21 protein-coding genes and 1 pseudogene are annotated in these 20,937 nt (G+C 73.1%); 11 read left to right on the forward strand and 11 right to left on the reverse strand.

Annotation, left to right across the window (positions count from 1 at the left end):
• Positions 1-225: pseudogene (locus ACGFN2_RS30150) on the forward strand (hypothetical protein); the annotation flags it as partial.
• A gap of 79 nt (positions 226-304) precedes the next feature.
• Here ACGFN2_RS30150 and ACGFN2_RS30155 read toward each other — a convergent pair.
• Together ACGFN2_RS30155 and ACGFN2_RS30160 are read right to left on the reverse strand one after the other, a co-directional pair.
• Entirely contained in the window at positions 305-1,738 is a 1,434-nt protein-coding gene (locus tag ACGFN2_RS30155; RefSeq protein WP_393365713.1) for a sensor histidine kinase, read from the reverse strand.
• Position 1,739: 1 nt separating this feature from the next.
• On the reverse strand, positions 1,740-2,468 hold the full coding sequence (locus tag ACGFN2_RS30160; RefSeq protein WP_362608982.1) for a response regulator transcription factor: 729 nt from the start codon (positions 2,466-2,468) through the stop codon (positions 1,740-1,742).
• Positions 2,469-2,685: 217 nt separating this feature from the next.
• Between ACGFN2_RS30160 and ACGFN2_RS30165 the strand changes: the two genes are divergently transcribed.
• The 5 genes from ACGFN2_RS30165 (at position 2,686) to ACGFN2_RS30185 (ending at position 7,261) form a co-directional block, all read left to right on the forward strand.
• On the forward strand, positions 2,686-3,369 hold the full coding sequence (locus ACGFN2_RS30165) for a DUF3159 domain-containing protein (protein ID WP_393365715.1): 684 nt from the start codon (positions 2,686-2,688) through the stop codon (positions 3,367-3,369).
• Positions 3,366-4,565, forward strand: a complete 1,200-nt coding sequence (locus ACGFN2_RS30170) for a cytochrome P450 (protein ID WP_393365717.1) — start codon at positions 3,366-3,368, stop codon at positions 4,563-4,565. The genes ACGFN2_RS30165 and ACGFN2_RS30170 overlap by 4 nt, the downstream gene beginning before the upstream one ends.
• 78 nt (positions 4,566-4,643) lie before the next feature.
• Complete coding sequence (locus tag ACGFN2_RS30175) at positions 4,644-4,838, forward strand: ferredoxin (protein ID WP_362608977.1); 195 nt, start codon at positions 4,644-4,646, stop codon at positions 4,836-4,838.
• Positions 4,839-4,846: 8 nt separating this feature from the next.
• Positions 4,847-6,031, forward strand: a complete 1,185-nt coding sequence (locus tag ACGFN2_RS30180) for an NAD(P)/FAD-dependent oxidoreductase (protein ID WP_393365844.1) — start codon at positions 4,847-4,849, stop codon at positions 6,029-6,031.
• Positions 6,032-6,157: 126 nt separating this feature from the next.
• A complete protein-coding gene (locus ACGFN2_RS30185) occupies positions 6,158-7,261 on the forward strand; it encodes an aminopeptidase P family protein (RefSeq protein ID WP_362608990.1) in 1,104 nt (367 codons plus the stop codon).
• 81 nt (positions 7,262-7,342) lie between these two features.
• Here ACGFN2_RS30185 and ACGFN2_RS30190 read toward each other — a convergent pair whose 3' ends face one another.
• The gene (locus ACGFN2_RS30190; protein WP_393365720.1) at positions 7,343-8,356 is read right to left on the reverse strand and encodes a zinc-binding dehydrogenase; all 1,014 of its coding nucleotides are present in this window, start codon (positions 8,354-8,356) and stop codon (positions 7,343-7,345) included.
• 298 nt (positions 8,357-8,654) lie between these two features.
• Here ACGFN2_RS30190 and ACGFN2_RS30195 point away from each other — a divergent pair, with 298 nt between their 5' ends.
• Positions 8,655-9,299 (forward strand): pentapeptide repeat-containing protein, encoded by a 645-nt coding sequence (locus ACGFN2_RS30195; RefSeq protein WP_362608988.1) that lies wholly within the window; start codon positions 8,655-8,657, stop codon positions 9,297-9,299.
• A gap of 128 nt (positions 9,300-9,427) precedes the next feature.
• Here ACGFN2_RS30195 and ACGFN2_RS30200 read toward each other — a convergent pair whose 3' ends face one another.
• From ACGFN2_RS30200 to map, 3 genes are all read right to left on the reverse strand, one after another.
• Positions 9,428-9,925 (reverse strand): hypothetical protein, encoded by a 498-nt coding sequence (locus ACGFN2_RS30200; RefSeq protein WP_042147111.1) that lies wholly within the window; start codon positions 9,923-9,925, stop codon positions 9,428-9,430.
• Positions 9,926-10,023: 98 nt separating this feature from the next.
• Positions 10,024-10,692 carry a response regulator gene (locus tag ACGFN2_RS30205; RefSeq protein ID WP_393365722.1) on the reverse strand — a complete coding sequence of 223 codons (669 nt, stop codon included), beginning with the start codon at positions 10,690-10,692 and terminating at the stop codon, positions 10,024-10,026.
• A gap of 253 nt (positions 10,693-10,945) precedes the next feature.
• Positions 10,946-11,713 carry a type I methionyl aminopeptidase gene (gene map, locus ACGFN2_RS30210; RefSeq protein ID WP_362608971.1) on the reverse strand — a complete coding sequence of 256 codons (768 nt, stop codon included), beginning with the start codon at positions 11,711-11,713 and terminating at the stop codon, positions 10,946-10,948.
• 115 nt (positions 11,714-11,828) lie between these two features.
• Between map and ACGFN2_RS30215 the strand changes: the two genes are divergently transcribed.
• Positions 11,829-12,104 carry a helix-turn-helix transcriptional regulator gene (locus tag ACGFN2_RS30215; RefSeq protein WP_362608969.1) on the forward strand — a complete coding sequence of 92 codons (276 nt, stop codon included), beginning with the start codon at positions 11,829-11,831 and terminating at the stop codon, positions 12,102-12,104.
• A 198-nt stretch (positions 12,105-12,302) separates the two neighbouring features.
• Here the strand turns inward: ACGFN2_RS30215 and ACGFN2_RS30220 are convergent, their stop codons facing one another.
• Entirely contained in the window at positions 12,303-12,878 is a 576-nt protein-coding gene (locus tag ACGFN2_RS30220; RefSeq protein WP_362608967.1) for a TerD family protein, read from the reverse strand.
• A 202-nt stretch (positions 12,879-13,080) separates the two neighbouring features.
• On the opposite strand from ACGFN2_RS30220, the gene arfB reads away from it, so the two are divergent.
• A complete protein-coding gene (gene arfB / locus ACGFN2_RS30225) occupies positions 13,081-13,509 on the forward strand; it encodes an alternative ribosome rescue aminoacyl-tRNA hydrolase ArfB (RefSeq protein ID WP_362608965.1) in 429 nt (142 codons plus the stop codon).
• 78 nt (positions 13,510-13,587) lie between these two features.
• Here arfB and ACGFN2_RS30230 read toward each other — a convergent pair whose 3' ends face one another.
• Entirely contained in the window at positions 13,588-14,202 is a 615-nt protein-coding gene (locus ACGFN2_RS30230; protein WP_362608963.1) for a flavin reductase family protein, read from the reverse strand.
• Positions 14,203-14,514: 312 nt separating this feature from the next.
• Here ACGFN2_RS30230 and cdgB point away from each other — a divergent pair, with 312 nt between their 5' ends.
• Positions 14,515-16,191 carry a diguanylate cyclase CdgB gene (gene cdgB, locus ACGFN2_RS30235; protein ID WP_362608962.1) on the forward strand — a complete coding sequence of 559 codons (1,677 nt, stop codon included), beginning with the start codon at positions 14,515-14,517 and terminating at the stop codon, positions 16,189-16,191.
• A 260-nt stretch (positions 16,192-16,451) separates the two neighbouring features.
• Positions 16,452-17,357 carry a CBM35 domain-containing protein gene (locus tag ACGFN2_RS30240; protein WP_393365727.1) on the forward strand — a complete coding sequence of 302 codons (906 nt, stop codon included), beginning with the start codon at positions 16,452-16,454 and terminating at the stop codon, positions 17,355-17,357.
• A 238-nt stretch (positions 17,358-17,595) separates the two neighbouring features.
• Here the strand turns inward: ACGFN2_RS30240 and ACGFN2_RS30245 are convergent, their stop codons facing one another.
• The 3 genes from ACGFN2_RS30245 to ACGFN2_RS30255 all read right to left on the reverse strand — a co-directional run bounded on the left by ACGFN2_RS30245 (position 17,596) and on the right by ACGFN2_RS30255 (position 20,895).
• Positions 17,596-18,534 carry a 1-phosphofructokinase family hexose kinase gene (locus tag ACGFN2_RS30245; RefSeq protein WP_393365729.1) on the reverse strand — a complete coding sequence of 313 codons (939 nt, stop codon included), beginning with the start codon at positions 18,532-18,534 and terminating at the stop codon, positions 17,596-17,598.
• 193 nt (positions 18,535-18,727) lie between these two features.
• Positions 18,728-19,939, reverse strand: a complete 1,212-nt coding sequence (gene nagA / locus ACGFN2_RS30250; protein ID WP_393365731.1) for an N-acetylglucosamine-6-phosphate deacetylase — start codon at positions 19,937-19,939, stop codon at positions 18,728-18,730.
• Positions 19,939-20,895 (reverse strand): ROK family protein, encoded by a 957-nt coding sequence (locus ACGFN2_RS30255; RefSeq protein ID WP_393365733.1) that lies wholly within the window; start codon positions 20,893-20,895, stop codon positions 19,939-19,941. The genes nagA and ACGFN2_RS30255 overlap by 1 nt, the downstream gene beginning before the upstream one ends.
• Positions 20,896-20,937: the final 42 nt, after the last annotated feature.

Here is a 20,937-nt window from a genome sequence, read left to right on the forward strand (position 1 = left end):
AACCGGGCGCCGTTCTTCGTCGGCAACCACTTCGAGCAGTGGAACGGCGGCATCTACATGGACGCCGTCGAGGAGGCGATCAAGCACATCGCCGATGACAAGCACAAGGACGTCCGGCTGGTCTCGTTCCGGCAGCTGTGCGACTGGCTCGACGCCCAGGACCCCGAAGTCCTCGCCGACTTGCGCCGGCTCGGGGTCGGGCAGAAGTTCACCGGACGCGGTTGAGGGGAGTAGAGGGAGGCTGGCCGGGGCACGGCGAGGGGCAGGCCCCGTACAGGCCAACCCGGCCCGCTGAGGCGGGCGTTCAGCGGGCGGCAGGCAGGGTGACGGTGAAGGCGCTGCCCTTGCCGGGGGTGGTGTGGACGGTCGCGGTGCCGCCGTGGGCCTCGGTGATGGACTTGACGATGCTCAGGCCGAGGCCGGTGCCGCCGCTGGTGGGGTTGCGGGACTCGTCGCCGCGGTAGAAGCGCTCGAAGATCCGCTCGGCGGTCTCGGGGGGCATGCCGGGGCCCTGGTCGGTGACCGTCAGCTCCACCGTGCCGGCGGGCAGCGTGCGGGCCGTCACCGCGACCGGGGTGTCCGGCGGGGTGTGGCGCAGCGCGTTGCCCAGGAGGTTCTGCAGTACCTGGCGCAGCCGGTCCTCGTCGCCGCAGGCGAACACCCCGTCCGGCACCTCGACGGTGAGGGGGCGGTCGGGGGCGACGAGGCGGGCGTCGGTGACGGCGTCGTCGGCGAGCGTGGCGAGGTGCACCGGGGTGCGCACGATCGGGCGGCCCTGGTCGAGGCGGGCGAGCAGCAGCAGCTCCTCGACCATGGTGTGCATCCGGGCCGCCTCGCCCTCGATGCGCAGCATCGCACGTTCGATGAGGGCGGGGTCCTGGGCCAGGCCGTGCAGTTGGAGCTGGGCCCAGCCCCGGATGGTGGTCAGGGGAGTGCGCAGCTCATGGGAGGCGTTGGCCACGAACTGGCGGAGCTGCTCCTCGGAGCGCTGCCGTTCGTCGAAGGCCCGGTTGAGGGCGGTGCCGACCTCGCCTACTTCGGAGTGCCGCCGGGCGACCTCGATGCGCTGGTCGATGTCGCCCTCGGCGATCGCGGTCGCGGTGGTGGCCATGTCCCGCAGCGGCCGCAGGCCCACGCCCAGCACGCCGCGGCTGAGCAGCACGATGCCGCCGAGCACCGTGAGCGTGGCGGCCGCGTCGGCGCCGACGAGCCAGTAGACGACGTCCTCGGCCGGCTGGAGGCTCTTGGCGACCACCACCCGGCTGAACCGCTGGGGCGCCGCGTCCGGGGTGGGCCGGACGGTGGCGGTGTAGCCGAGGGGGAAGCTCAGCGTGCGGTAGCGGGGGACGGGCCCGCCCCGGGCGGAGAGGGTGACGACTTGCGTGGCGAAGTCGTCGGGCAGCGGGTCGGGCAGGTCGGGACGGGCGCGGGTCCGGCCGTCGATGTCCCGGGCCGGGGTCTGGGTGACCACCCGGCCCCGGTCGTCTACCAGCGCGACGTAGAGGCCGTCGGGTATCAGGGAGTTGAGGTTGCCCGCGTCGACCGGGGCGTGCCGGACGTGCACCCGGTGCTGCACGGACTCCCGGGTCTTGGTGAGGTTGGTGTCGGCGGAATTGACGAGGTTGAGCCGCAGCGCGAGCAGCGACACCGCGTTGACGGTCACCATGCCCACGGCCGCCAGCAGCACGACGCCCACCATCAGCCGTGCCCGCAGGGAGCCGCGCCAGGCCCCGGCCATCTCACCCGCCTTCGGGCAGCCGCAGGCTGTAGCCGAAGCCGCGCATCGTGTGGATCAGGGCGGGCCCATGGGCGTCCACCTTCGCCCGGAGCCGGGAGACCAGCTTCTCGACGACGCCGTCGCCGAAGTGGTGCTGCCACACATGGTCCATGATCTGTTCCTTGGACATCACCTGGTCGGCGTTGATCAGCAAGTAGCGCAGGAGTTTGTACTCGGTCGGTGACAGCGCGATCTGCCGGTCCGCGCGCCGGACCCGCCTGCTGCGCTCGTCCACGGTCAGATCGGCGAAGCACAACAGGGGCCCGGGCTCCGCCGACCGGCCGGCCCGCCGCAGCAAGGCATGGACCCTGGCGAGGAGTTCGGGCAAGCTGAACGGCTTGGTGAGGTAGTCGTCCGCGCCCGCCGCGAAGCCCGTCACCCGGTCGTCGACGGAGTCCCGCGCGGTCAGGAACAGCACCGGCAGCCGGGCCCCGCCCTCCACCAGCCGCCGGCAGACGGCGAACCCGTCCAGGTCGGGCAGCAGGACGTCCAGCACCAGCAGATCCGGGGGCAGTTCCGCGTAGGCGCGCAGGGCCTCGCCGCCGCAGCCGGCGGTCGCGACCTCGTACCCGGCGAGGCCGAGCGTGGTCTCCAGCAGCTCGGCCATCCGCGGATCGTCGTCCACGACGAGCAGCCGCTGCCCGCTTCCTCGGGGCAGCGGCGCGCCACTCGACGGCGAGGCGGAAAGCATGGCGGGCACCCATCGCGTCATTTCGCGTGATTGGAGTCTGCGACGACAACGTGCGGGCCCGTCCGCCGGTTCCCCGGCGGCGGGAGCGGCACGGGCGCCACGGGCTCCGGCTGTCAGGCAATGGTCAGGTTGCCGACCGGGGCCGGTCAACGGGGCCCGCTTTTCTGGAGTCACGACACCGGACCGACCACCGTCCGCCGAGACGTCTGGAGACCCCGTGGACCCTGCCGCAGACCTCGCGCCCGGAGGTACGGACGCCGTCCGCACCGCCGTCCGGAAACGGCTGCGCAGCACCGTGATCGATGTGACGCCCATCTTCGGCTTCACCCTGACCTTCGCCCTCACCCACAGGCTCGGCGTCGCGCTGACGCTCGCCCTCACCACCGGCGCCGGGGTCTTCCTGCTCCGGCTGGTGCGCAGGGAACCCGTGCGGCAGGCGCTCTTCTTCCTCGGCGTGGTCTGTGTGCAGGGCCTGCTGGCCGGGCGCACCGGGGACGCCACCAACTTCTTCCTGCCGCACCTCGTGACGCACGCGGTGATGGCCGTGGTGACACCGGTGCTGCTGCTGCTCGGCTGGCCGCCGCTGGGCGTGCTGGTGGGCCTGGTCACGGGGGAGCGGACCACGTGGCGCCGCTGCGCCGTGCGCCGCCGGGCCTTCACCAAGGGCAGCCTCGTCATGTACACCGGCAACCTCCTGACGTTGTCGGTCCAGCTCCCGTTGTTCCTGACCGGCCAGGCCGTCGCCCTCGGCACGGTCGATGTCTTCGGGCCGCTCGTCTTCGCGCTCGGCGCGCTCCTGGGGTGGCGCGTCTACCGGCGCTCCGTCGGTACTCACCGCTGCGACGCCCCCGTCGGCCCGGGCCCCGACCTGACCCCCACCTTGGAAAGGACCGTTCGATGACCAGTACGCAGCCCACCACCAGGACCCAGCCCATGGGCCGTACCTGCCCCTTCAGCCCGCCGGAGGGCTACCGGACGCTGCGGGAGGAGGACCCGATCGCGCCCGTGACCTTCCCGGACGGCGCCAAGGGCTGGGTGGTCAGCCGGTACGAGGACGTGCGGGCGGTGCTCACCGATCCGCGGTTCGGCGCCAACCGCCGTCGGGTGCGGCCCGGTGACCCGGAATCCGCCGACGCTCCGCTGCCGCCGCCCCCGCCGGGCATGTTCATCATGATGGACGGCCAGGAGCACACCCGCTTCCGGCGGATGCTCACCGGCCAGTTCACGGTCCGCCGGATGCAGAAGCTGGCTCCGGCGGTGGAGCAGATCGTCGCCGAGCAGCTGGACGCGATGGCCGCCGCCGAGGGGCCTGTGGACCTCCTCCAGGCCTTCGCCCTGCCGATTCCCTCGCTGGTGATCTGTGAGCTCCTGGGCGTGCCGTACGCGGACCGGGAGGAATTCCAGGAGAACTCCGCCAGGCTGCTCCGGCTCGACGCGAGCCGTGCGGAGGTCGAGCAGGCCCAACAGGCGCTGAACCAGTACATCCACCGGCTGGCCGCCGCCAAGCGCGAGCACCCCACCGACGACATCCTCAGCGGCCTCGTGCAGTCCGAACAGCTCACCGACGAGGAGCTGGCCGGAGTCGGGGCGCTGCTGCTGCTCGCCGGGCACGAGACCACCGCGAACATGATCGCGCTGGGCACCATGTGCCTGCTGGGCAACCCCGGGCAGCTGGCGGCCCTGCGCGCCGACCCCGCCCTCATGGACAACGCCGTCGAGGAGCTGCTGCGCTACCTGACGATCATTCAGTACGGGCTGCGCCGCGTCGCCCTGGAGGACGTGGAGATGGGCGGCCACCGCATCGAGGCCGGCGCCACGGTGCTCGCCTCGCTGTCCTCGGGGAACCGGGACGCCACGAAGATCTCCGGCGACCCGGACGTGCTGGACCTGGGCCGGGAGTACAGCCCGCACCTCGCGTTCGGGCACGGCGTCCACCAGTGCATCGGGCAGCAGCTGGCCCGGGTGGAGATGAAGGCCGCGCTGACCGCCCTGTTCGACCGCTTCCCGGACCTCCGGCTGGCGGTTCCGGCGGACCAGGTGCCGATGCGCGAGGAGATGCTCATCTACGGCGTCCACGAGCTCCCCGTCACCTGGTAGCCGGCCCGTCCGCCGGGCCTCCACCGAGAAACCTGCCAAGAAGCCCACCGAGAACCCACCGCACGAAGAGGAATCCCGATGAAGGTCATCATTGACGAGGACAAGTGCGTCGGCGCGGGGCAGTGCGTCCTGTCCGCCGCCGAGGTCTTCGACCAGCGTGACGAGGACGGCATCGTCGTGCTGCTCGACGCCGCGCCGGCGGACGCCCTGCGCGCCCCGGTCGAGGAGGCCGCCGCCCGCTGCCCCGCACTGGCCATCGAGGTGCTGCCGTAGTGCCCGCCATGGACCGCATCGTCCTGGTGGGCGCGTCGGCCGCGGGCCTCACCGCGGCCGACGCCCTCCGCCGCGAGGGCTTCACCGGATCGCTGACCCTGGTCGGCGAGGAACTCTGGACCCCCTACGACCGGCCGCCGCTGTCCAAGCAGGTACTGGCCGGCGACTGGGAACCGGAGCGGGCCGTGCTGCGCCAGGAGGCCGACATCCGGGGGCTGGACCTGGACCTCCGGCTGGGCTGCCGGGCCACTGGGCTGGACCCGGCGGCGCGCACCGTCACCCTGGCCGACGGGGACCGGCTGCACTACGACGGCCTGATCGTCGCCACCGGGCTGCGGCCCCACCGGCTGCCCTTCGGCCACGACCTGGCCGGTGTGCATGTGCTGCGTACGCTCGACGACGCCCTGACGCTGCGGGCGCAGCTGTGTGCAAGCCCCCGGGTCGTGGTGATCGGCGCCGGCTTCCTCGGCAGCGAGATCGCCGCCACCGCGCGGGGCCTCGGCCTGGACGTCGCCCTCGTCGACACCGAGCCCACCCCGCTGGCCCGGCAGGTCGGCACCTGGGTGGGCGGCCTGGTGGCGGACCTCCACCGGGACCACGGGGTACGGCTGCACCTGGGGCGCGGCGTCACCGGGGTGACCGGCGCGAGCGGCCGGGTCACCGCCGTCGAACTCGACGACGGCACCCGGCTCCCCGCCGATGTCGTCGTGGTCGCCATCGGCTCGGTGCCGGCCGTCGACTGGCTGGCCGGCTCCGGGCTGTCCCTGGAGGACGGGGTGCGCTGCGACAGCCACTGCCGGGCGGCGCCCGGGGTGTACGCGGCGGGGGACGTGGCCAACTGGCCGGACCCGGTCACCGGCGGCCGGGTCCGGCTCGAACAGCGCCTGAACGCCACCGAACAGGCCCGCGCCGCCGCCCGGAACCTCCTCGCCGGCCCAGCAGGCGGCGTGCCGTATGAGCCCGTCCCGTTCGGCTGGACCGACCAGTACGACGCCAAGATCCAGTTCCATGGCCGGTGCCCCGCCGACGACGCCCGGGTCGAATGCGTCGAGGGCGACCCAGGGGCACGCAAGTTCGTCGCGCTCTACCGGGCCGACGGCCGTGTGGTGGGCGCCCTCGGCTGGAACAGCGCCCGCGCCCTGCGCACCTACCGGGGCCACATCGGGACGACCGAACCGGTGGCGGCAGGGTGAACGGGAGGCGGAACGGCAGGCAGAACGGGAGACGTGAACTGGAGGAGTGAAAGAGGCCCGCGGGGAAGGGAATTCGGCGGGCCGGTGGGGCCGGATCGGCGTAAGTTCGCCGCCATGGTGACTTCGATGACGCAGGTGGACTACGAGCGGCGGATGGCGCGGGCCGGCCGGGCCGCCGCCGATGCCGGGCTGGCCGGGCTGATCGTGACGCCGGGGCCGGATCTGACGTGGCTGTGCGGTTACCGGCCGACCGCCGTCACCGAGCGGCTGACCGCCCTGGTGATCGAGCCGGAGCGGCGCCCGCGGCTGCTGGTGCCCGTACTGGAGTACCCGGACGCGGAGTACTCCCCGGGGGCCTGGGCGATGGAGGTGTCGGGGTGGACCGATGGTTCGGACCCGTACGCCGAGGTCGCCAAGTGGATGGACCCGCAGGGGCGTTACGGGATGTCCGACTCGACCTGGGCGATGCATCTGCTGGGGCTCCAGCGGTCGGTGCCGGGCAGCGCGTACGCCGCGCTCACCGAGGTGCTGCCGATGCTGCGCGCCGTCAAGGACGCCCACGAGGTGGAGCTGCTGGCCGCGGCCGGGGCCGCCGCCGACGCCACGTACGAGGACATCCTGTCCGTCCGTTTCGGCGGGCGGCGGGAGTCCGAGGTGGCGGCGGACCTGGTGCGGCTGCTGACCGGGCACGGGCACAGCCAGGTGGACTTCACGATCGTGGGGTCCGGCCCCAACGGCGCCAACCCGCACCACGAGGCCGGTGAGCGGGTCATCGAGGACGGGGACATGGTGGTGCTCGACTTCGGCGGCCTCAAAGACGGCTACGGGTCGGACACGACGCGGACCGTGCACGTCGGGGAGCCGGGCGCCGAGGAGCGCAAGGTGCACGACATCGTGCGGGAGGCGCAGCAGGCGGCGTTCGAGGCGGTGCGGCCCGGCATCGCGTGCCAGGACGTCGACCGGGTGGCCAGGCGGGTGATCAAGGCAGCGGGCTACGGCGAGTACTTCATCCACCGGACCGGGCACGGCATCGGGGTGACCACCCATGAGCCGCCCTATCTGGTCGAGGGCGAGCATCTGCCCCTGGTGCCCGGGATGTGCTTCTCGATCGAGCCAGGCATCTACCTGCCGGGCCGCTTCGGGGTACGGATCGAGGACATCGTGACGTGCACGGAGTCCGGCGGCCGCCGGCTGAACCAGACGGGACGGGAGATGGCGGTGGTGCGGTAGGGATGCGGTAGGGGAGCGCGGGGCGGGGTCGGGTTGGGCTTTGGGCGGCCCAACCCGGCCCCGCCCCGCACGAGTTGCGCCCTACGGCACCAGCACGACCTTGCCCATCGTGGCGCGGGACTCCAGTGCCCGGTGGGCGGCCGCGGTCTCCGCCAGGGGGAAGCGCTGGACCGCCGGTACCAGCCGGCCCGCCGCGGCCTCGGCCAGGGCCGCGGTCTCCAGGGTGCGGAGCGGGTTGTCGCCGCCGGCCCTGGCTAGCATCGGCGGGCCGAGGACCTGCTCCGACGTGATCCCGCGGGCCGTCAGCTCGCCCTCGGCGAACTCCAGCGGACCGCCGGTGAGCAGGCCGTCGGAGGACCAGCCGAAGACCAGATGGCGGCCCCCTCTGGCGAGCAGGTCCACGGCCGCGCGACCGGGGGCGCCGCCGACCGAGTCGAAGACGAGTGTGGCCCCGGCCGCTCCCCGGCCGTCGAGGAAGGCCCGGACCGTGGCGGGCCAGTCGTCGCGGAGGTAGTCGACGGCGAGGTCGGCGCCCAGTTCGCGGACCCGCGCCACCTTGGTGCCACCGCCGGCCAGGCCGATGACGGTGGCGCCGGTGTTCTTGGCGTGCTGGACGAGCAGGGAGCCGATGCCGCCGGCCGCCGCCGGGACGAGCGCGATGTCGTCGGCGGTGAGGTCCGCGAAGAGCAGGATGCCCATGGTGGTGCGTCCGGTGCCGATCATGGCGACGGCCTGGCCCGCGTCCAGACCCTCGGGGATCGTGTGCAGCCGGTCGGCGGCGACGACGGCGAGTTCGGCGTAGCCGCCGGGGACCGTGCCGAGGTGGGCGACCACGCGCCGGCCGAGCCAGTCGGGGTCGGTGCCCTCGCCCAGCGCCTCGACGGTGCCCGCGACTTCCCGCCCGGGGACGGTCGGCAGCTCGGGGAGCGGCATCGGCCCGCCCGGTATGCCCTCGCGCAGGGCGGTGTCCAGGAGGTGGACCCCGGCCGCCGCCACCGAGATACGGACCTCACCGGGCCCCGGGCGCGGGTCGTTCACCGTCTCGTGGCGGAGGTTCTCCGCGGGGCCGAAGGCGTGCAGGCGTACTGCGTGCATGGCGGTGTCTCCTTGGGGCGTGGGGTGGGGTGGGGTGGGGTGCGCGGTGCGTGGGGCTCGGTACGGGTGGTGAGCTATGCCCGCACTCACTCTGTTACCTCAAGGTTGGTTGAGGTCAAGGTGGTTGGTGTTGCTGGTTGCTGTTGCTCGGCGGGAGCTGCCACCCGACCGGGAGGGCAGGGGTTTCCGCAGGTCAGGCCGCATTGTCAGTGGTGTGGTTCACGATGGGGTGTGCAGGCGTGATGGGCCACGGGCAGCGGAAGGCGGTGATCGCGTGGCAGGGCGCGGCAAGGAGACGGTGCGGGCGGTGCGGCGGCCGGCGGTGCGGCTTCCGGAACTGGCGGCGTACGACGGCGGCGAGCTGGAGGCCGAAGGGGACTACGACGGGCTGGAGTTCGCGGACGCCGACTGGGCCGGGCAGTCGGCGCGCGGCGCACGCTTCATGGACTGCGCGGTACGGCGGTGCGCGTGGGACGAGACCGCGCTCGGCCGGGCACGGTTCATCGACAGCGTGCTGAGCGGCATCCGCGGGGTCGGCACGGATCTGTCCCAGGCATCACTGCGCGATGTGGAGGTGACGGACGCCCGCCTCGGCGGGACACAGCTGCACGGGGCGGTGCTGGAGCGGGTCGTGGTGCGCGGCGGGAAGATCGATTTCCCGAATCTCCGGCAGGCGAAGCTGCGGGATGTCGCCTTCGAGGGGTGCGTACTGGTCGAGGCGGACTTCGCGGGGGCGGTGCTGGAGCGGGTGACGTTCGACGACTGCACCCTGACGCGGGTGGACTTCTCCGAGGCGCGGATGAAGGACGTCGATCTGCGGGGCGCGGCCGCGCTGGACATCGCACGGGGGATCGACCGGCTGTCGGGCGCCGTGATCAGCCCGGCCCAACTGCTCGATCTGGCCCCGGTGTTCGCGGCCCAGATAGGCGTACGGGTGGAGTGAACCGCGGCGGGGCGAGGGCTTCGGGGGACTTGGCGGGGCCTGCGGCGCGGGGGTCGGCCGGGGAGCGGGCACAGGGGTGTCTGATCGCCGGGTGCCGGGTGCCGGTGGTGTCGGATGTCCGTCCGGGATCAGACGCGGGGGAAACGGGCCTGGAGGTCCCAGATGGCGGGGTTGTCGCCGAGGCCGTCGTGCATGTCGGTGAGGTCGGCGATCAGGTCGTGCAGGAAGTCGCGGGCCTCGCGGCGCAGCGCGGAGTGGTTGAAGGTCAGCGGGGCCTCGTCGGCCGCCATCCAGTCCGCGTCGACGTCCACCCAGCCGAAGCGGCGCTCGAAGAAGATCCGGTCGGCGGACTCGGTGAAGTCCAGCTCGGCGTGGACCGGGCGGGCGGAGCGGTTGCCCCGGGGGTCGGTGTCGAGCTGCTCGACGATGTCGCAGAGGGCCCAGGCGAAGTCGAGGACCGGCACCCATCCCCAGGCCGTGGACAGCTCGCGGTCCGTCTTCGTGTCGGCGAGGTAGACATCGCCGCAGAAGAGGTCATGGCGCAGCGTGCGCACGTCCGCGGTCCGGTAGTCCGTCTGCGGAGGGTCCGGGAAGCGGCGGGAGAGGGAGTAGCCGAGGTCGATCACCCCTTGATGGTGTCACGCGGGGTGAAGCCGCCATCCGTCGCCATCGGGTGCCGTCCGGCGCGCTCCGGCCCGGTCCGGCCCCGCCCGGTGCCGACCGGTCAGCGCAGCAGCCGATGTTCCCTGGCGACGGAGACCGCGGCGGTCCGGGAGGCCACGCCGAGCTTGTCGTAGAGCCGGCTCAGATGCGTCTTCACCGTGGTCTCGCTGGTGGACAGGGCCCGGGCGATCTCCCGGATGCTCAGCCCGCGGGCGAGCCGGCCGAGGATGTCCAGCTCCTGGTCGGTGAGGGTGGGGCGCGGGCTGCGCATCTGGGCCAGGACACGGTGGGCGACCGGCGCGGCCGGCATGCTGTGGCCCCCTGCCGCGGCCCGGATCGCGGCGAACAACTGCTCCGGCGGCTCGGCCTTGAGCAGATGCCCGGCAGCACCCGCCTCAAGGGCACAGGCGATGTCGGCGTCGGTGTCGTAGGCGGTCAGTACGAGGACCGGGGGCGAGCCGGGGGCGTCGGTGCGGGTGATCCGCCGGGTGGCCTCGACACCGTCGACACCGTCCACGCCGGAGCCGATACGGAGATCCATCAGGACGACGGCGGGCCGGAGCGCGGCGGCCAGGGTCACGGCCTCCTCAGCGTTCGTGGCCTCGCCGATCACCTCGAAACCGGGGGCGCCGCTGAGCAGCGCGAGCAGCCCGGCACGTTCGATGGCGCGATCGTCGCAGAGCAGCACCTCTATGACGGGGTGCGCGGGTTCGGCGGGGGATGGGCTCATGGGCTGCGCTCCAGGAGGACGGCGGCGGACGACACGGTCCCGCTCGCCCGGCGCCGCTTCCATGGTGCCCTCACCGAGCCGTTCACGCAGACCGGGCACCCGCCCCGCCCGACGAGCAGCCGCCCCACCACGGCGGCCACCCACAAGCCGGAAGCCCCACCCCACACCACACCACACCACCCCACACCTGCGCCGACCCGCACGCCCCGGTCGGCACCCGCCCGGTCAACACCCGCCCGGTCGGCACCCGCCCCTACGCCGCCGTGAGCACCCGCGGCCCCGCGTTCGTCACCGCCACCGTGTGTTCGAAGTGGGCGGCGCGGGAGGTGTCCGTGGTGCGCAGGGTCCAGCCGTCGTCGGCGGCGTAGTAGTCGTTCCTGCCGCCGGCCAGGAACATCGGCTCGATCGCGAGGACCAGGCCGTGGCGGAGGCGCATGCCGCGGCGCGGGCGGCCGTCGTTGGGGACCGACGGGTCCTCGTGCATCTGGCGGCCGATGCCGTGGCCGCCGAAGTCCTCGGGGATGCCGTAGCCCGCGGCGCGCCCGATGCTGCCGATCGCATGGGAGATGTCGCCGATCCGCGCGCCGACCACGGCCGCCGCGATGCCCGCCGCCAGCGCCCGCCGGGTCGTGTCCATGAGCCGCTGGTCCTCGGGGCGGGCGGCGCCGACCGTGAAGCTGAGGGCCGCGTCGCCCGCCCAGCCGTCCACCAGGGCGCCGCAGTCGATGCTCACCAGGTCGCCGTCGCGCAGCCGGGTGCCGTCCGGGACGCCGTGCACGATCGCGTCATTCACGGAGACGCAGAGGACGGCGGGGAACGGGGTGGGCGCGAACGTCGGACGGTAGCCGAGGAACGGTGAGTCGGCACCGGCCTCGCCCAGGACCGTACGGGCCACCTCGTCCAGCTCCTGCAGCCGCATCCCCGGGCCGGCCGCCGCGCGCACCGCTTCCAGCGCCTGGCCGACGACCCGTCCGGCCACCCGCATGGCGTCCAGTTCCGCGTCCGTCTTGATCTCCACCATGGCCCGTCCTCCCGCTCACGGCCGCCCGTGCCGCACCCGGCGGCGGCAGGAGCCACTCCCTCGGCAACCGGTATTTCTTTACCGGTATTTGTTTACCGGTATTAGTATCACGGGCATGGTGCGAACTCCACTGACCCCTCGGGAACGTGAACGCGGTGAGCGGCTCGGCGCGCTGTTGCGCTCGGCGCGCGGCGAACAGAGCATGGTCGAGGTCGCTGCGGCGGCGGGGGTGTCCGCCGAGACGCTGCGGAAGATCGAGACCGGCCGGGCGCCGACACCGGCGTTCTTCACGATCGCCGCGCTGGCCGGGGCGCTGGGCCTCTCGCTGGACGAGGTGGCGGCACTGGCCACGCCACCCGCAGCAGAAGCGGTCACGGACGCGGTCGCCTGAGGGGCCCGCGAGGCACGCCCCCACCACCAGAGGCGCCACCCACCGCCACGGGGCCCGTCCGCCGCCAGGCGCACCCCTACCGCCAACGCCGCCCCCAAACACACCGAAGGCCGGCTCCCATGGGGAACCGGCCCTCCGATGTGCTCGCTATGCCCCGACCCTGTCAGGGCGCAGCGCGGAGCTGACTCAGGCGCTGACTCAGACGTTGACGCCGAAGTCCTGCGCGATGCCGACGAGGCCCGACGCGTAGCCCTGGCCGACCGCGCGGAACTTCCACTCGGCGCCGTTGCGGTAGAGCTCGCCGAAGACCATGGCGGTCTCGGTGGCGGCGTCCTCGCTGAGGTCGTAGCGGGCGATCTCGGTGCCGCCGGCCTGGTTGACGATGCGGATGAAGGCGTTCCGCACCTGGCCGAAGTTCTGGCTGCGGTTCTCGGCGTCGTAGATGGAGACCGGGAAGACGATCTTCTCGATGTCGGCCGGCAGCGCCGCGAGGTTGACGTTGATCTGCTCGTCGTCGCCCTCGCCCTGGCCGGTGACGTTGTCGCCGGTGTGGACGATGGACTGGTCCGGCGTCGCCTTGTTGTTGAAGAAGACGAAGTGCTGGTCGGAGAAGACCTTGCCGCTCGGGTTGACCGCGATGGCGCTCGCGTCGAGGTCGAAGTCCGTGCCGGTGGTGGTGCGGACGTCCCAGCCGAGGCCCACCGTGACGGCGGTCAGGCCCGGTGCCTCCTTGGTGAGGGAGACGTTGCCGCCCTTGGACAGGCTTACAGCCATGGGAAGTCCCTTTCCTTGTCGACTCGTCGAAGCGTCGGGCTCCGTACTGCGCACGAAGCTACCGTCACCCACCTCAACGTCATGAGGGGACCGCCAGGTTCCAGGAGTCTTTACTCTCTTTGCCGAATTCTGATGTGAATGCGTGGCGCGCACCCCGAAAAGCGGGTGACGGGGGCGTGCGCGGCGCGGGATCATAGGACTCATGTCCGGGCCCTATGTCATCCGAGGTTCGGTCGTCCTTCCAGAGGCCGAGCTCGTCTGGCGTTTCTCGCGTTCCTCAGGTCCGGGCGGCCAGCACGTCAACACCAGCGACAGTCAGGTCGAGCTGCGCTTCGACCTCGGTAGGACGCAGACCCTGCCGCCGGTGTGGAAGGAGCGCGCCCTGGAGCGGCTGGCGGGCCGGCTGACCGACGGCGTGCTGGCGGTACGGGCCTCCGAGCACCGCTCGCAGTGGCGCAACCGCGAGACCGCCGCCGTGCGGATGGCCTCGCTGCTCGCCGAGGCCACCGCGCCGCCGCCCAAGCCGCGCCGCAAGTCGCGGATTCCACGGGGCATCAATGAGCGACGGCTGCGCGAGAAGAAGCAGCGCGGCGACACCAAGCGCGGCCGCTCGGGCCGCGACTGGGGCTGACGGCGCGGCCGCCGGTACCCGGCCGCCCCCGCCACGTTCGCCCCTCCGGGCGCCCGGCCGCGCCCCGATCCCCGGGGCTCACCCCAACTGCCGGTACTTCCCCCGGAAGTACGTCAGCGGCCCGTCGTCGTCGTTCGGGACCGACGTGGCCAGGACACGTGCGATGACCAGGGTGTGATCGCCGGCCAGCACCCGCTGCTCGGTCCGGCACTCCAGGGTCGCCAGCGCGCCCCCGATGAGCGGCGCGCCGGACGCTTCACCCCGAATGTGCGGAAGGTCCTCGAAGAGCAGTCGGTCGCTGATGCGGCCCTTCATGGCGAATCGTCCGGCGGTCTGCCGCTGGTGCCCCGAGAGCACCGACACGGCCCAGAGGGGTTGCCGCTCCAGCAGGTCGTCCATCCGTGAGTCATTGCGAACGCTCACCATCACCAGCGGCGGGTCGAGGGACACCGACAGGAACGCCGTGGCGGTCATGCCGACGTCCTCGCCGCGCGGCCCGTCGTCCGGGTCGTGGGCGGTGATCAGCACCACGCCGGCGGCCAGGCGGGACAGGGCGGCACGGAACTCGTCGTCACTCACCCCAACAGAATGCGGGATCGGCGCGCCGCCCGGCACGGAGGCGAGGGCGACGGCGGGTGCGGCGTGCGCGACGGGCCCGGAGGCCGCCGTATCGGCAGAGGTCTTCGTGAACACGCCATAAACGCTAACTTTGGCCGGCCGCGGCGCGCATCGGCCCTCCGGACCACTCATGTCCTAGGTCTGACGGCGGAGGCCGGAATCGCTCGGAATTTGCGTTCAGTAAGTGTAGAAAGAGTGAAGGCGCGCTCCCGTGGCGGTTTTATGGAAGATCGCCAACCGTCGTTCATTGCTTGTGACTTGAGTCACAGCAGGCGCTAATTGTTGACCCTGTGTACCGAGTGAACAGCTCACTGTGATTCAGTGAGCGGGGAATCGGACGACAAGAAATCGTGGAGTTTGCTGTCGAGGTCTCGGGGAGAGCGAACGATGGAGACCGAGTCGGAGCCATACGTCCGTCTTGCAACCCTGCGGCAGCTGCACCAAGTGGTCGCCGAGCTGAACACCGCACGTAGCCTTGCGGACACCTTGCAGACCGTCGCCGACGGCGTGATCACCGGGCTCGGCTACGAGCTGGCCGCGGTCAACCTCGTCCGTCCCGACGGCGACCTCGTCGTCGCCGCGGTGGCGGGCAGCGCGGGCGCCGAGGCGCTCATGGCCGGACGGGTCGGCTCCCGCGCCTCCTGGGAGCGCCGGCTGTCCATGGGCGAGCGCTGGGGCGATCTGCACTTCATCTCGCACACCGAGGGCTGGGTGCTCGATGACGACGACGTGCCGCAGTGGCACACGGCCGGACCCACGCCCCGGTTCCCCGACGAGTGGCACCCCATGGACCGCCTCTTCGCGCCGATGTACACCGCGGCGAACGGCGGCGGCGAACTCCTCGGGGTGATCTCCGTCGACCGGCCGCGCAACGGCCGGCGGCCCGGCCCCTGGGGCCAGGAAGCCCTGCAGATGTACGCCTTCCAGTCCGCCATCGCGATCAGCAACGCCCGGCTGCGGGCCAACATGCAGCGCGCCCTGGTCCGGCTGGAGCGCGAGCAGCAGGCGCTGCGGGCCAGCGAGGAGAGCTTCCGGCAGGCGTTCGAGTACGCGCCGAGCGGGATGGCCGTCGCCGAAATGGGCGGTGACCAGCACGGACGGCTGCTCCGCACCAACGACGCGCTGTGCCGGCTGCTGGGCCGGCCGGCCTCCGGGATGCGCCGCTACTCCTTCTCCGACCTCGTCCACCCCGAGGACATCGGCACGCTGCTGCGCACCTCCGCCGAGGGCGGCCGCGCCGAGCTGCGGCTGGCCCGCCGGGACGGCACCTACGTGTGGGTCTCGCTGCGCAACTCCGTCGTCGCCGACACCACCGACGGCCCCCGCTTCCTGCTCACCCACGTCGAGGACATCGAGGAGCGCAAGCGGCACGAGCTGCAGCTCGCCCACCGCGCCAGCCACGACTCGCTGACCGGGCTGCCCAACAGCGCCGAGCTGCGGGCCCGGCTCGGCGCCCGGCTGTGCTCCCGCCCGCCCGGCTCGATGGCGGACGCCTACGCCTCGTCGGGCACCCTCAGCGTCGACCCCCACGACCCGCACGGCTTCCGGGCGAACGGGAAGGAGCCCTTCGACGGGCTCGACGGCTTCGAGGGCGGGCCCCCGCCCCCGTTCGACCACCATGTGCACCTCGTCGCCCCCGCGGACGGACCGGCCGACGACGGCTCCAAGGGGCTCGCGGTCCTCTTCTGCGACCTCGACGGCTTCAAGTCGATCAACGACCGCTTCGGGCACAACACCGGCGACGCGGTGCTGATCGAGGTCGCCCGTCGGCTGACCAGCGGCGTCCGGGACGGCGACACGGTCGCCCGGCTCGGCGGCGACGAGTTCGTGGTGCTCGCCGACGGCCTGGGCACCGCCGACGCCGAGGACCTCGCTGTACGGCTGCGGAACGCGATCATCCCGCCGATCCGGGTGGAGGGCCGCGCGGTCCGGGTGGGCGCCAGCTTCGGCATCGGCTGGGCGAGCTGCGGGATGTCGGCCGAGGAAGTGCTGGAGTCGGCCGATCAGCGGATGTACGTCGAGAAGCGCTCCCGCTCGAAGGCGAACCGGCGGGCCGCGGGCTGAGCGGCCGGCGGTCCGCAGGGGCCACCGGGCGGGATGCCGCGTATCTCACACCGGCGGCGCTCCGGGCCGCACACCAGCAGTTCACCGATCCGTAGCGATCTTGTGGCCCTCCGGGCACGGTGTGCGCAGGCCGCGACGGGGTAGGCTGCGCCGATGCGGCGCGGCGCCGCCGGGGGCCCGAAAGACAGTTCGCGCAATGAAGCCTGCGGACGCGTAGAGACGCGTACAGACGCGCACAGATCGCTTGGGAGTGACACGGAATGACGGCCGGCAACAACGGCGCGGACACGCCGGAGAACGATGACCCGTTCGCCTACCTCTACCGCTCCGAAGGCGGCGAGGGCGGCGCCCAGGGCTCGGCCGGCGACGGTGCGGCGCGCCAGCCGGGGGTTCCGCGGACGTCCTACAACCAGGTCCGCGCGGTCGGCCAGCGCCAGTACGGCCAGCAGGCCCCGCAGCAGGTGACGTACGGACAGCAGAACGCCCACTACGCCGCCCCCGAGACGCTGCCCGGCGGTGACCGCACGCGCTCCGCCCCCGCCGCGGGCAACGGCGGCCAGGAGCCGCGTCGCGGCCGCAACGGCCTGCTGATCGGCGCCGTCGCCGTGGTCGCGGTGGTCTGCATAGGCATCGGCGTCGCGATGCTCACCAACGGCAAGGACTCCAAGGGCGACGAGGCCGGCAAGCAGGGCCCGTCGGCCGGCGACACGGTCAAGCCCTCCGACGAGCCGTCCAAGAACAAGCCCGGCAGGCTGCCCAAGGAGAACGCGGTCAGCCTGCGGCTGGAGGGCGGCGCGACGACCGCGAAGGATGTGCCCGGCGCGCGCTCGCCCGGCGGGACCTATGTGGCCGGCATGAATGCCCAGGGAGCGGCGGCCACGTGGTCGGTCGACGTCGACGCCCCCGGCAAGTACAAGCTCTGGGTCGGCTACGGCGTGCCCGGCAAGGACGCCGACCTCACGCTGAATGTGAACGGCACGGCGGACAACCGGTCGATCAGGCTGAAGAACTTCGCCCACGCCCCGGAGGGCGCCTGGGACAAGGGCTGGACCAGGAGCTGGCAGTTCGTGCAGCTCAACAAGGGCACCAACACCGTCAAGCTGTCCTGCGAGAGCGGGAATCAGTGCGATGTGAATCTCGACAGGGTCTGGCTGGCCAGGAGCTGAGCGACCGACGGCGCCCCCGTCCTGACCCGCGCCGGTAGCCGCCGGAGGAGCGATCCGCTTCTCCGGCGGTTTGTTGCGTGCGGGCCGGCGAACCCGACGCGTTCGGGTCTGTGGACTGGAGGCCCGGTCGGGCCGGATGCGGCCGCGCTCCACGCAGGCGGCGGCTCGGTCCGCGGCAACTGCGCCGGCCGCCGTCACGGCCGCAAGGCGCAGATCGGCCGGTGCAATTGATGGGGGGTCACTTCGAACTGCGTATCTCCGGCGGCGGCGCTGTCACCCTGACGGTTCGCAGCAGCTCGTCATACGTCGCCGCATCGAACTCGCCTGCCGCCGGGGCCCGTACGGTCGCCGCGGACAGGGCCACCGCGCGGGTCAGGCGGTCCGGCCACGGCAGGTCTTCCACCAGGGCCGAGAGCAGGCCGGCCACCGCCGAGTCGCCGGCGCCGGTCGGGTTGCCGGGGATGCGCCGTGGCGGGGTGGCCTGCCAGGTGCCGTCGGCGGTCACCGCGAGCATGCCGTCCGGGCCCAGGGAGGCGGCCACCGCGTGGGCGCCGCGGCGGCGGGCGTCGCGGGCGGCGCGCAGCGGCTCGGTGCTGCCGGTGAGCGCGGCGAGTTCATCGGCGTTGGGCTTGGCGAGGTCGGGGCGGGCGGCCAGGCCGCGGCGCAGCGGTTCGCCGCTGGTGTCGAGGAGGACCGGGACGCCCGCGCCGCGCGCGGCGCGGGTGAGGCGGGCGTAGACGTCGACCGGGACGCCCGGCGGGAGGCTGCCGCAGAGCGCCACCGCCCGTGCGTCGGCGAGCAGTTCGCGGTAGGTGCCGAGGAAGGTGTCCCACTCGGCGGGGGAGACCGTCGGGCCCGCCTCGTTGAGCTGGGTGGTGTCGCCAGTGGCCGCGTCGACGACGGCGACGGTGCGGCGGGTGGCGCCGCCGACCGGGACCAGTGCGTCGGTGACGCCGGTCTCCGCGAGCAGGGCGCGCAGCGCGTCACCGGGGCCGCCGCCCACGAAGCCGGTGGCGACCGTGCGGTGGCCGAGCGCGGCCAGCACCCGGGCGACGTTCAGGCCCTTGCCGCCGGGGCGTTCGGACACCTCGGTGATCCGGTGCGTGGTGTGGGGCTGGAGCCGGGGGACGCGGTAGGTGATGTCCAGGGCGGCGTTCAGCGTGACCGTGAGGATCATGGTCGCCCCTCCGGGCAGTCATGGCCGGGCGGCCGGGCGTCGGGCAACCGCGTGCGGCGGTGGCATGCGGACAAGTGCGCGAGCGATCATGCCATCGCAGGTGGGGATTGGCCCAGACCCGGTCCGGCCGCCCTGGGCGTCCACGGCCGGTGGGAGGGGTGGCCGCGCACCCGTCCGGTGCGCGGGCGGGGCCTCAGGCGCCCGGCGGGCGCACCAGCCACTCGCCCCGGCGCATCACGCCCACCACGTCGTAGGCCGCGTCCAGCACCACCAGGTCGGCGTCCTTGCCGGTCTGGAGGGCGCCGGTCCGGCCGGCGAGGCCCAGGAGGCGGGCAGGATTGGCCGAAAGTGCCTGTACGGCCTGGTCGACCGTCAGGCCGTCGACGGTGACGGCGCGTTTGAAGGCACGGTCCAGGGTGAGGGTGGAGCCGGCGATCGAACCGGCCGTGGGGCCTTCGCTGATGCGCGCGACGCCGTCCCTGACCTCGACCTGCATCGGGCCGAGCGGATACCTCCCGTCGCTCATCCCGGCCGCGCCCATCGCGTCGGTGATGAAGGCGACCCGCTCGGCGCCGGCCTCACGGACCGCCATCTGCAGGACCGCGGGGTGCAGATGGGTGCCGTCGTCGATCAGCTCGACGGTGACCCGCTCGTCCTCCAGGAGGGCGGCGACCGGGCCGGGCGTGCGGTGGCCCAGCGGCGGCATCGCGTTGAAGAGGTGGGTGGCGACGGTGGCGCCCGCGTCGACGGCCTCGCGGGTGGCGTCGTAGGAGGAGTCGGTGTGGCCGAGGGCGGCGATCACACCCGCGTCCGCGAGCAGCCGTACGGAGTCCAGGCCGCCGGGCAGTTCGGGGGCGACGGTCATCATCGACGTGGTGCCGTGCGCGGCGTCGAGGAGCTTGCGGACGTCGGCCGGGTCCGGGTCGCGCAGCAGCTCGGGCTGGTGGGCGCCGCAGCGGTGCGGGGAGATGAACGGGCCCTCGAAGTGGATACCGGCCAGCTCGCCCTGCTGCACCAGCTCGGCGAGCACCGCGGCCTGCCGGGCCAGGTCGGCCAGTTCGCCGGTGACGGTGGAGGCGACCATCGAGGTGGTGCCGTGCCGGCGGTGGGTGTCGACCACCCGCAGGCACTCCTCGGGATCGGCCGACGAGAACGAGCCACCGCCGCCGCCATGGACATGCATATCGACGAAGCCGGGGACGACGAGGTGGCCCGCGAGGTCCACGACCTGGCCGGCGGCCCCCTCGGCCAGATCCAGGTCCCGGCTGAGGACGTCGCCGATGAGACCGCCCTCGACGGTGAGCCGGCCGCGCTCGACCACCCCGGACGGCCGGGCGATCCGGGCGCCGGCCAGGACGGTGCGCCGGAGGTCCGAGGGCCGCTGCGCCGACTGTTGCTGTGCCATCAGGCGGATACCTCCGTGGAGAGAAGATCCCGGGCGAGCAGTCCTGCGCCCAGGCACCCGGCGGCGTCCCCCAGAGCCGCCGGAACGATCGAGGGGAGCCGCTGGAACGTAACGCGCCGGCGGACCGCTTCCCGCAGAGGTGTGAAGAGCGTGTCGCCCGCCTCGGCGAGCCCGCCGCCGATGATCACCGTCCGCGGGTCGAGCAGGGTGAGGCCGGTGACCAGGCCGTCGGCGAGGGCGTCCACAGCGCGCTGCCACACGGTCTGCGCCCGCGCGTCGCCGGACGCCACGGCCTTGGCCGCGTCCGCCGCGTTGGCCTGCGGATCGCCGCAGGCCGCCGCCCAGTCACGGCCGACCGCGGCGGCCGAGGCCAGCGTCTCCAGACAGCCGCGCTGCCCGCAGCCGCACTCGCGCCCGCCGGGCCGTACGACGATGTGGCCGATCTCCCCCGCGCTGCCGTGCGCACCGGCCTCGATCCGGCCGTCGATGCCGATGGCTCCCGCGATCCCGGTGCCCAGGGGGACGAAGAGGAACCGGTCGGCCTCCCGGCCCGCGCCGATCCGGCCCTCGGCCAGGCCGCCGGCGCGGACGTCGTGGCCGAGCGCGACCGGCACCCCGCCCAGCCGCTCGGACAGCAGCGCCCGCATCGGGACGTCCCGCCAGCCGAGGTTCGCGGCGTAGACGGCGGTGCCGGAGCGCTCGTCGACGATGCCGGGGACCGCGACGCCGGCCGCCGCGGCGGGGGTGCCGTAGCGGGCCGCGCCGAGGTCGCGGAGCTCGGCGGCGAAGCCGAGGACGGCCTCGACCACCGCGTCGGGGCCGTGCTCGCGGCCGGTGGGGCGCCGCGCCTCGTACAGCAGCGCGGGGGGCGTGTCCCCGGAAGGTGCGGTGTCCACCCCGACCAGGGCGGCCTTCATCCCGGTGCCGCCCACATCCAGGGCGATGACGTGTCTCACGGGAACAGTTTTGCGCGATCCGGCCGGAAAGGTCTAGTCCAC

Origin of the sequence: Streptomyces sp. NPDC048612 (assembly GCF_043199295.1) — a bacterium.
GTDB lineage: Bacteria > Actinomycetota > Actinomycetes > Streptomycetales > Streptomycetaceae > Streptomyces.